The sequence below is a fragment of the Nocardia sp. NPDC005746 genome, assembly GCF_040630785.1.
Lineage (GTDB): Bacteria > Actinomycetota > Actinomycetes > Mycobacteriales > Mycobacteriaceae > Nocardia.
Genome location: NZ_JBEXYE010000001.1, coordinates 837,441 through 844,382, shown reverse-complemented (window position 1 = coordinate 844,382; position 6,942 = coordinate 837,441). Strand labels below are relative to the sequence as shown.

Sequence of the window (6,942 nt, the reverse complement as noted above, 5' to 3'; positions counted from 1 at the left end):
GAATTCGGCTGTGAGGGACTCGAAGTCGACGACCACTCGTGGATCGCGCGGGAATCCACCGCGGTCAGCCTGTGGGGCCACGACTTCACCGTCGGATTCAAGTAGCGAGCACGGACTACGAGGGGCGGCAGAACATGACCGAGGCCGAATTGACCAAGGAAGCGACCACCGACGGGCACCCCGTCATCGATGGGCGTCAGTTCCGGAATGTGCTGGGGCAGTTCTGCACCGGCATCACCGTCATCACCACCTTCGACGACGAGGGCGGTGAGCGGGCGCCGATCGGCTTCGCGTGCCAGTCGTTCGCCGCGCTGTCCCTCGATCCGCCGCTGGTGCTGTTCTGCCCCACCAAGGAGTCCCGCTCCTGGAAGGCGATCGAACGCAACGGCAACTTCGCCGTGAACATGCTGGCCGAGGAGCAACAGCCGGTGTGCGCCCGCTTCGGTTCCCGCGAACCCGACAAGTTCGCCGGAATCGACTGGCACACCTCGGAACTGGACCTCCCGGTTTTGGACGGCGCGTTGGCCACGATCCAGTGCACTGTGGACAACGTGCTCGACGGCGGCGATCACTACATCGTGATCGGCCGGGTACAGGCCCTGTCGGAGTCCACCGACTCCGGCAGGCCGCTGCTCTTCTACCGCGGCCAGTACACGGCCATCGAACCGGAGAAGACCACCCCCGCCCCTTGGCGCGCCGACCTCGAACACTTCCTCACCACCACCACGCTCGACACCTGGCTGTGAGGCGGGTTCCTCCAGAACCCTGGCGATAGCGAAAGGCCCCTGTGGATTTCATCCACAGGGGCCTTTCGCATTGGGGAGGGTTGGGAAAAACCTGGCCTCGACGGCGATGGTTCCCCGTGGACTGGAAGACCTCCGGATCGACAGCTCCATCAACCACCGCATTCCGCAACCGCGCAAGCGTGAACGATCGACGTCGCCGTTGAACGACGCTGGGCCGCAACCGGAGTCGGTTGCGGCCCAGTGGAGACCGGGGTCAGGAGTGGGTGAGGACCACGTCGGCGAGGACGGGGGCGTCGTCGCGTTCGACGACGGTCACCGCGATGACGAGTTCGCCGTCCTGCTGCCAGATACGCGAGCGCAGGGTCTCGCCGGGGTACATGACGCCGGCGAAGCGGGCACGGAAACCCTTGACGCGGGAGACATCCGAGGCCAGGGCGGTGTCCGTGGCGGTCTTGAGGACCAGGCCGTAGGTGCACAGGCCGTGCAGGATGGGGTTCGGGAAGCCGGCGTTGCGGGCGAACTCGGGGTCCGAGTGCAGCGGGTTGCGGTCACCGCACATGCGGTAGAGCAGGGCCTGCTGCGGCAAGGTGGGGGTGAGCACCTCGAAATCCGGTGCGCGGTCGGGGAGTTCGGTCTTGGCGGACGGGCCGCGGTCGCCGCCGAAGCCGCCCTCGCCCTTCGCGAAGATGGAGGAGCGGGAGGTCCACAGGGGTTCGCCGTCGGAGCCGACCGCGGTGTCCTCACGCCAGATGACGGCGTTGGAGCCCTTGTCCCAGATCTCGCTGATCTTGCCCGCGATGGTGCCCTTGCCCGACGCCGGGATCGGGCGGTGCACGATGATCTCCTGGCTGCCGTGCACGACCTTCGCCAGGTCGATGTCGATGCCGTCGAACTTGACCTTCGGCGCCTCGGTCTCGTGGAACGAGGGCGCGACGGTGCCGAAGGACGGCAGCACGGCCGGCTCGCGGTCGTCGAGGTAGCGCAGCTCGGCCGGGTCGGTCCAGCGGTTGCCCGCGCCCAGCGCCAGGTTGTAGGTCTGCACGTCGCTGGCCGACCAGCTGAAGTCGCGCGCCGGGATCTGCGCGCCGAGCGCGACGCTCAAGTCGATGGGCATGAAAGTTCTCCTCGTGATCGCGACCCCACTCGGGTCCGAGTTGACGTCGTAGTGCCGAACCCGCGAGCCCCGTTCGTTGGGTCCGATGGTTCAACGCGGCCGCCGAGTCCGCAAGCTTGTGCCCGCTGACCGGGTAGCGCGTCGCCGCGCTCGGCTCCTGATGCTCGGGATATACGCCGGACCCGCCATCGGAAAGAGCGTTCGCGATGGCGGATCCGGGTTCTTCAGTTGTCGTCACACATCCCGCCGGGATAGAGCGGTACGACGGGATGTGTGGGTGGGTTGGGCGCGGACTCGACGTGACCCGACTCGCGCCCAACCCGATCCTGAACCGGGTTGGGACGGTTCAGGACGCCTTGTCGGCCTTCACCGGCGCGCCGTTCTTCGCCTTGGCGGCGATATCGAGGGCGGCCAGGTAGCCGAAGGTGATCGCGGGTCCGATGGTCGCGCCGGGACCGGCGTAGGTGTGGCCCATGACCGGCGACGAGGTGTTGCCGGCGGCGTAGAGGCCGTCGATCACGGTGCCGTCCTCGCGCAGCACGCGGGCGTCGTTGTCGGTGACCAGACCACCCTTGGTGCCCAGGTCGCCGGGGACCATCTTGACCGCGTAGAACGGGCCGACCTCGAGCTTGTTGAGGCACGGGTTCGGCTTGATGGTCTCGTCGCCGTAGTAGCGGTCGTAGGCGGAGTCGCCGCGCTTGTAGTCGAGGTCCTTGCCGGTCTCGGCGAAGCCGTTGAAGCGCTCGATGGTGGCGGCCAGGTTGTCGGCGGGGACGCCGATCTTCTCCGCGAGAGCTTCTACCGAAGAGGCCTTGACAATGAGGTCGTTTTCCATCCAGCGGGACGGAATCGGCTGGCCAGGCTGCAATCCGGCGAAGATGTAGCGAGACCGGTAGCGCTGATCGAACACGAGCCAGCACGGCACGTTCTCGCCCGGACCCTCACCCTGCCCGTATTCGCCGCCGTACATGGTGTGCACTGCCTCGACGTAAGGAGCGGACTCATTACCGAATCGCTGACCTTGCGTGTTGATCATGATGGATCCGGGCAGGTTCCGCTCGGCGAGGCAGAACCAGGGCTTGCCCTCGCCGCGGAAGGTGGTCGGACCCCACCACGAGTCGTCCATGAAGTCGATCGCGCCGCCCGCTTCGATGCCCGCGCGGATGCCGTCGCCGGTGTTGGCCTCGGCGCCGGTGGTCCACTCGGTGGTGATGGGCTCACGCTGGTACTTGTGCCGCATGTCGGCGTTGCGCTCGAAGCCGCCGCTGCCCAGGATCACGCCGTACTTGGCGTTGAACCGCACGGTCTCGCCGTTCTGGGTGGCCTCGACGCCGGTGACCACGCCGTTCTCGATGACCAGACCGGTCAGCGGGGTGTTCAGCAGGACCGGCACGTTCGCGTCCAGCAGGCCCTTGCGCAGACCCGCGATGATCGCCTGACCCATGCCGACCAGCGCCTTGCCGGTGGCCTTGCCCCACGCCCAGCGGGTGCCGACGCGCAGCACGCGCAGGATGCCGCTCGGGTGGCGGCGGATCAGGTTGAGCTTCTTGTAGTCGGCCTGCATAACGACCACGTTCAGCGGCGCCTTGCTGTAGGGCGGCTCCAGATTGAAGCGCTCTGCGCCCAGTACCTTCAGGTTGAAGGGCTTGGGCTCGCAGGAGCGGCCGTCCGCCTTGCCGCCCGGTGCCTCCGGGTAGTAGTCGGAGTAGCCCGGCACCCAGGTCATCTTCAGCGCGGAGTGGTCCAGGACGTAGTCGAACGCCTCGGCGCCGCGATCGATGTAGGTATCGATCTTCTCCTTGGGCACCACGTCGCCGATGATGCTGTAGAGGTAGGTCCGCGCCTCGTCCAGGTCGTCGCCCTTGCCGGCGGCCTTGAGCACCTTGTTTCCGGGAATCCAGACGCCACCGCCCGAACGCGCGGTAGAACCGCCGTAATGAGCGGCCTTTTCGATGAGCACCGTGCGCAGACCGTGGTGCGCAGCGGTGAGGGCGGCGGACATACCGGCGGCACCGCTGCCGACCACCACCACGTCGTAATCCCGATCAGTCATGTAGAACACGTTATAGAATCAATCCTGGTTTGGTCTATGTTGGTCTGGCAGATGGGACTGCTGAAGCGATGTTCTTCACAAAAACTCGTTTCAATTTCTAGTCTCGTTACCGTAGGGCCACCGGCCGGTACCCCCGATGGAAGGAACACAGCGTGCTGACCGACGCGCTTCGCAAGGAACTGGCTGACGAGCTCGCGACGGCCGAACGGGATCGCACCCCGATCGACCCGCTGGTCGCGCGGCACCCCGAGATCGACGTGGTCGACGCGTACGAGATCCAGCTGATCAACATGCGGCAGCGGTTCGCCGGTGGCGCGAAGGTGGTGGGCCACAAGGTCGGCCTGTCCTCGCTGGCCATGCAGCAGATGATGGGCGTCGACGAGCCCGACTACGGGCACCTGCTCGCGGAAATGGAAGTCTACGAAGACGTTCCGGTCGACACCTCCAAGTACCTGTACCCCCGCGTCGAGGTCGAGGTCGGGTTCATCCTCGGCGCCGATCTGCCCGGCGAGGACTGCACCGAGGAGGACGTCCGCAAGGCCACCGTCGCCTACGCGCCCTCCATCGAGCTGATCGACACCCGCATCAAGGAGTGGAAGATCGGCCTCTGCGACACCATCGCCGACAACGCCTCCTCGGCCGGCTACGTGCTCGGCAAGGCCCGCGTCGCGCCGGAACTGCTGGACATCAAGGCCATCGACGCCGTGCTGACCCGCAATGGCGAGGTCATCGCCGAGGGCCGGTCCGACGCCGTGCTCGGCGACCCCACCATCGCCGTGGCGTGGCTGGCCCGCAAGGTCGCCTCGTTCGGCGTGCGGTTGAAGGCGGGCGACATCGTGCTGCCCGGCTCCTGCACCCGCGCCATCGACGCCCGACCGGGCGACGAGTTCATCGCCGAGTTCGCCGGACTCGGTTCCGTCCACCTGGGTTTCGCGTAAGCGCCGCCCCGACTGACACAGACCTCACCTGAGTAGGAGAAAGCCGTGACTGCAAGCAAAGTCACCGCCGCGATCGTCGGGTCCGGCAACATCAGCACCGACCTGCTGTACAAGCTGCTGCGTTCGGACAAGATCGAGCCGCGCTGGATGATCGGTATCGACCCCGATTCCGAGGGCCTCAAGCGCGCCCGCGGCCTGGGCCTGGAGACCTCCGCCGAGGGCGCGGACTGGCTGCTCGCGCTGCCGGAGAAGCCGGACCTGCTGTTCGAGGCGACCTCCGCGTACGTGCACCGCGCCTACGCGCCGAAGTACGCCGAGGCCGGCATCCGTGCCATCGACCTCACCCCGGCCGCCGTCGGCCCCGCCGTGATCCCGCCGGTCAACCTCGACACCCTGCGTGACGAGATGAACGTCAACATGATCACCTGCGGTGGCCAGGCCACGATTCCGATGGTGCACGCGGTGTCCCGCGTCGTGCCGGTCGACTACGCCGAGATCGTGGCGTCGGTGTCCTCGGTGTCCGCCGGCCCGGGTACCCGCGCCAACATCGACGAGTTCACCAAGACCACCTCCGCGGGTGTCATGAACATCGGTGGCGCCAAGCGCGGCAAGGCCATCATCATCCTGAACCCGGCCGAGCCGCCGATGATCATGCGCGACACCATCTTCTGCTCGATCCCCGAGGATGCCGACCGCGACGCGATCACCGAGTCGGTGCACCGCATGGAGAAGGCCATCCAGGAGTACGTGCCCGGTTACCGCCTGCTCAACGAGCCGCAGTTCGACGAGCCGTCGCTGGTTTCCGGTGGCATGGCGAAGGTGTCGATCTTCGTCGAGGTCGAGGGCGCGGGCGACTTCCTGCCGCCGTACTCGGGCAACCTCGACATCATGACCGCGGCCGCCACCCAGGTGGGCAATGTGCTGGCCGACCAGATCATCTCGGCTCGGGTGTAAGGAGTACCGACAGTGAGCAATTCGAACATTCTCAAGCCGTTCTCCGCGGACCTCGACGTCCGGGTGACCGACACGTCGCTGCGCGACGGCTCGCACCACAAGCGCCACCAGTTCGTGGTGGAAGAGGTCCGTGACATCGTCGCCGCCCTCGACAACTCCGGCGTGCCGGTCATCGAGGTCACCCACGGTGACGGCCTCGGCGGTTCCTCGTTCAACTACGGTTTCTCGAAGACCCCTGAGCAAGAACTGATCAAGGTCGCGGCCGAGACCGCCAAGCAGGCCAAGATCGCCTTCCTCATGCTGCCGGGCGTCGGCGTCAAGGAAGACATCAAGATCTCGCAGGACAATGGCGCGAGCATCTGCCGCATCGCCACCCACTGCACCGAGGCCGACGTCTCGATCCAGCACTTCAACATGGCGCGCGACCTCGGCCTCGAGACCGTCGGCTTCCTGATGATGGCGCACTCCACCACCCCGGAGAACCTCGCCAAGCAGGCCCGCATCATGGCCGACGCCGGCTGCCAGTGCATCTACGTCGTCGACTCCGCCGGCGCGCTGGTGCTGGAGCAGGTCTCCGACCGTGTCTCCGCCCTGGTCGCCGAGCTCGGCAACGACGCGCAGGTCGGCTTCCACGGCCACGAGAACCTGGGCCTCGCGGTCGCGAACTCGGTGTACGCCGTGCGCGCGGGCGCCACCCAGATCGACGGCAGCGCACGTCGTTTCGGCGCGGGCGCGGGCAACCTGCCCGTCGAGGCCTTCATCGGCGTCTGCGACAAGCTCGGCATCAAGACCGGCGTCGACTTCTTCGCCATCACCGACGCCGCCGAGGACGTCGTCCGCCCGGCCATGCCGAGCGAATGCCTCCTCGACCGCCAGGCCCTGATGATGGGCTACGCGGGCGTCTACTCGTCGTTCCTGCGTCACGCCGAGCGCCAGGCCGAACGCTACGGCGTCTCCGCCGCCGAGATGCTCGTCCGCGCCGGCCAGCGCAAGCTCGTCGGTGGCCAGGAAGACCAGCTCATCGACATCGCCCTGGAACTCCAGCGCGAAAAGGAGAAGTCGGCCGCCAACGCCTGACCCACCCGCTCGACGCTGGGCCGCAACCGAATCCGGTTGCGGCCCAGCGTCGTTTTGGAC

At 66.9% G+C, this 6,942-nt stretch carries 6 protein-coding genes and 1 pseudogene; 5 read left to right on the top strand and 2 right to left on the bottom strand.

Annotation, left to right across the window (positions count from 1 at the left end; genetic code table 11):
• Nucleotides 1-105 (top strand): annotated as a pseudogene (locus tag ABZ412_RS03775) (2,3-dihydroxybiphenyl 1,2-dioxygenase); the annotation flags it as partial.
• 29 nt (nucleotides 106-134) lie between these two features.
• Nucleotides 135-746 (top strand): 3-hydroxy-9,10-secoandrosta-1,3,5(10)-triene-9,17-dione monooxygenase reductase subunit, encoded by a 612-nt coding sequence (gene hsaB, locus ABZ412_RS03770; protein ID WP_357275848.1) that lies wholly within the window; start codon nucleotides 135-137, stop codon nucleotides 744-746.
• A gap of 253 nt (nucleotides 747-999) precedes the next feature.
• On the opposite strand, the gene ABZ412_RS03765 is transcribed toward hsaB, so the two are convergent.
• On the bottom strand, nucleotides 1,000-1,860 hold the full coding sequence (locus tag ABZ412_RS03765; RefSeq protein ID WP_357275845.1) for a MaoC/PaaZ C-terminal domain-containing protein: 861 nt from the start codon (nucleotides 1,858-1,860) through the stop codon (nucleotides 1,000-1,002).
• 346 nt (nucleotides 1,861-2,206) lie between these two features.
• On the bottom strand, nucleotides 2,207-3,922 hold the full coding sequence (kstD, locus tag ABZ412_RS03760) for a 3-oxosteroid 1-dehydrogenase (RefSeq protein WP_357275843.1): 1,716 nt from the start codon (nucleotides 3,920-3,922) through the stop codon (nucleotides 2,207-2,209).
• Nucleotides 3,923-4,065: 143 nt separating this feature from the next.
• Here kstD and ABZ412_RS03755 point away from each other — a divergent pair, with 143 nt between their 5' ends.
• Genes ABZ412_RS03755 through dmpG form a run of 3 tightly spaced genes read left to right on the top strand, consistent with a single transcriptional unit; the run spans nucleotide 4,066 to nucleotide 6,882 of the window.
• Nucleotides 4,066-4,851 carry a 2-keto-4-pentenoate hydratase gene (locus ABZ412_RS03755; RefSeq protein ID WP_357275840.1) on the top strand — a complete coding sequence of 262 codons (786 nt, stop codon included), beginning with the start codon at nucleotides 4,066-4,068 and terminating at the stop codon, nucleotides 4,849-4,851.
• A gap of 45 nt (nucleotides 4,852-4,896) precedes the next feature.
• The gene (locus ABZ412_RS03750) at nucleotides 4,897-5,805 is read left to right on the top strand and encodes an acetaldehyde dehydrogenase (acetylating) (protein ID WP_213558314.1); all 909 of its coding nucleotides are present in this window, start codon (nucleotides 4,897-4,899) and stop codon (nucleotides 5,803-5,805) included.
• Between the two features lie 12 nt (nucleotides 5,806-5,817).
• Nucleotides 5,818-6,882 (top strand): 4-hydroxy-2-oxovalerate aldolase, encoded by a 1,065-nt coding sequence (dmpG, locus tag ABZ412_RS03745; protein WP_246598189.1) that lies wholly within the window; start codon nucleotides 5,818-5,820, stop codon nucleotides 6,880-6,882.
• The last annotated feature ends 60 nt before the right edge of the window (nucleotides 6,883-6,942 follow it).